The organism is Actinosynnema sp. NPDC037264 (assembly GCF_055603705.1).
Genome location: NZ_JBVJVK010000017.1, coordinates 1 through 2,318 on the forward strand (window position 1 = coordinate 1; position 2,318 = coordinate 2,318).

Here is a 2,318-nt window from a genome sequence, read left to right on the forward strand (position 1 = left end):
CTCCACGGGTCCGCCGAACACCAGCCCGAACGTGGTGCGACCACCGTCGCCGACGAACACCGGGTCGCCGGTGTCGGCGAAGGACACGACCCGGGGGGGGGGGGGGGGGGGGGGGGGGGGGGGGGGGGGGGGGGGGGGAGCGGGGGCGGGTGGGGGGGGGGGGGGGGGGGGGGGGGGAGGGGGGGGGGGGGCGACCCGCCACCCGCTCAGCGGACCGCGACGGCGTCGACCTCGAACAGCATCCCGGGCAGGGCGAGCGTGGCCACGCCGAGCAGGGTCTGCGCGGGTGGCCGGTCGCCCCAGATGCGGAGCGCGTGGTCCCGCAGCACGGTGAGCCGGTCGGCGTCGTGGCCGACGACGTAGGTGCCCAGGCGGGCGACGTGGCGGTAGTCCAGGCCGACCGCGCGCAGGGCGGTGCCGAGGTTGGCGTACGCGCGGTCGACCTGTTCGGCGAAGTCGTCGGACACGAGGCGCCCGTCGGCGTCGCAGCCGTACTGGCCGGCGACGAACACCAGGTCGCCGGTGGTGGCGGCGACGTGGCTGTAGCCGTAGCCGGTGGGGTCGGGCAGCGCGTCGGGGTTGGCGAGGGTGTGGGGCACGGTCGAGCGTCCTTCCGGTCGTGTCGGGTGTCGGGTGTCAGGTGAGTCGGGCGCGGGTGGCGGCGGGGGCGTCGGGGTCGGCGCGGCGCACGTCGGCGTCGAGGTCGGCGAGGGTGCGGCCGGCCAGTTCGCGGCGCCAGGCCAGGTCGGCGCGGGTCATGGCGGAGTCGATGGCGCAGCGGGTGGTGTGGGGGCCGCCCGCGCGGATCTCGGTGCAGCGGAACGCGGGGTCGGCGCCGTCGACGGCCGCGACGACGTCCATGAGGGTCACGGCGTGCGGCGGCCGGTCGAGCAGGTAGCCGCCGCGCGGGCCGGGGGTGGAGCGCACGATGCCGGCCCGGCCGAGGGCCTGCAGCTGCTTGGTGAGGTAGGCGGCCGGCAGGCCGTGCAGCGCGGCGAGGCGGGCGGCGGGGACGGGGGTCCCGCCCGCCCAGGACAGGTCCAGGCAGCAGTGCAGGGCCCATTCGACGCCCTCGGCCATCTTCACGGTCACCACCCTAACCCCATCCTGGACATCCGGTATCCAGATTTATTGCCGAGATATATCGCGAAGCGGTATAACGTGCGGTGTGAGAGGTATGTCGGAGCAGGTGTTCCTGGTGCTCACCGCGTTGGCGGAGGAGCCGTTGCACGGTTACGCGATCGTGCGCGCGGTCGACGGGCTGTCGGAGGGTCGGATGCGGTTGCGGGTCGGCACGCTCTACGGGGTGCTGGACCGGCTGGTCGCGGAGGGCCTGGCCGAGCGCGACCGCGAGGAGGTGCACCAGGGTCGGCTGCGCCGCTACTACCGGCTGACCGACGCCGGTGTGCGGGTGTTGTCGGCCGAGGTGGCCCGGTTGTCGGCGAACGTGCGCGCCGCGTCGTCGGTGCTGAAGGCGAGGGGTGCGCTGTGAGGTCGGACGCGGGGCGGTCCCACGCCGGGAGGTCGAACCTGGAACGCCGGTACCGGTCGCTGCTGCGGGTGCTGCCCGCCTGGTACCGCGCGGAGCGCGAGGAGGAGATGGTCGGCATCTTCCTGGCCGACCGCACCGACGACCTGGACCTGGAGCACGGCTGGCCGGGGTGGGGCGAGGCGGGCGCGACGGCGGCGCTGGCGGTGCGGGTGCGGCTGGGCGAGCGGCGCGCGGCGGGGACCGTGCTGCGGGTGCTGGCGCTGACCGGGCTGCTGGGTCAGCTGGTGGCCTCGGCGCAGTCGTGGACGGTGATCGCCCGGCTCGGCCCCGGCGTCGACGTGCAGGGCTGGTGGTACGACGCGGTGGCGGTGGTGGCGTTCGCGGCGCTGGTCGGCGGCCTCCGCGCGTGGGGCCGGGTCGCCGGGGGTGTGCTGGGCGCGGTGTCGCTGGTGTCGGCGGTGTGGTCGGTGGCGGCGGGGTTCCCGCCGTGGTGGCCGCTGCTGTGGCACGGCCCGGCGCTGCTGACCGCGGTGGCGGTGGTGGCGGGTTTCCACCGGGAGGCGCCGCCGGTGCCGTCGCGGTGGTGGGCGGTCGCGCCGGTCGGGCTCGTCGCGGGGGTCGGGTCGGTGGTGTTCGCCCCGGCGCTGTCGACGTGGACGATGGCCGCGGCCTGGCTGATCGCCGCCGCCGCGGTGGCGGTGTTCCGGCCCTGGGCGGCCCGCGCGACCGTGCCCGCCGCCTGAGCCCTCCCGCCTGGGCCGCGGGGGGGGGGGGGGGGGGGGGGGGGGGGACAGGGGGGGGGGGGGGGGGGTTGAGGGGGGTCTCC

Annotated in this window: 4 protein-coding genes; 2 read left to right on the forward strand and 2 right to left on the reverse strand. The window is 77.0% G+C overall.

What is annotated here, in order from left to right; translation table 11 throughout:
* Positions 1–206: 206 nt before the first annotated feature.
* Both ACZ7GX_RS20160 and ACZ7GX_RS20165 read right to left on the reverse strand, forming a co-directional pair.
* The gene (locus ACZ7GX_RS20160; protein ID WP_498778575.1) at positions 207–599 is read right to left on the reverse strand and encodes a RidA family protein; all 393 of its coding nucleotides are present in this window, start codon (positions 597–599) and stop codon (positions 207–209) included.
* Positions 600–636: 37 nt separating this feature from the next.
* A complete protein-coding gene (locus ACZ7GX_RS20165) occupies positions 637–1,086 on the reverse strand; it encodes an RrF2 family transcriptional regulator (RefSeq protein ID WP_498778721.1) in 450 nt (149 codons plus the stop codon).
* 91 nt (positions 1,087–1,177) lie between these two features.
* On the opposite strand from ACZ7GX_RS20165, the gene ACZ7GX_RS20170 reads away from it, so the two are divergent.
* Both ACZ7GX_RS20170 and ACZ7GX_RS20175 read left to right on the forward strand, forming a co-directional pair.
* Positions 1,178–1,492 (forward strand): PadR family transcriptional regulator, encoded by a 315-nt coding sequence (locus ACZ7GX_RS20170; protein WP_184929076.1) that lies wholly within the window; start codon positions 1,178–1,180, stop codon positions 1,490–1,492.
* A complete protein-coding gene (locus ACZ7GX_RS20175) occupies positions 1,489–2,235 on the forward strand; it encodes a hypothetical protein (RefSeq protein WP_498778576.1) in 747 nt (248 codons plus the stop codon). Before ACZ7GX_RS20170 ends, ACZ7GX_RS20175 begins: the two co-directional genes overlap by 4 nt.
* Positions 2,236–2,318 lie beyond the last annotated feature (83 nt).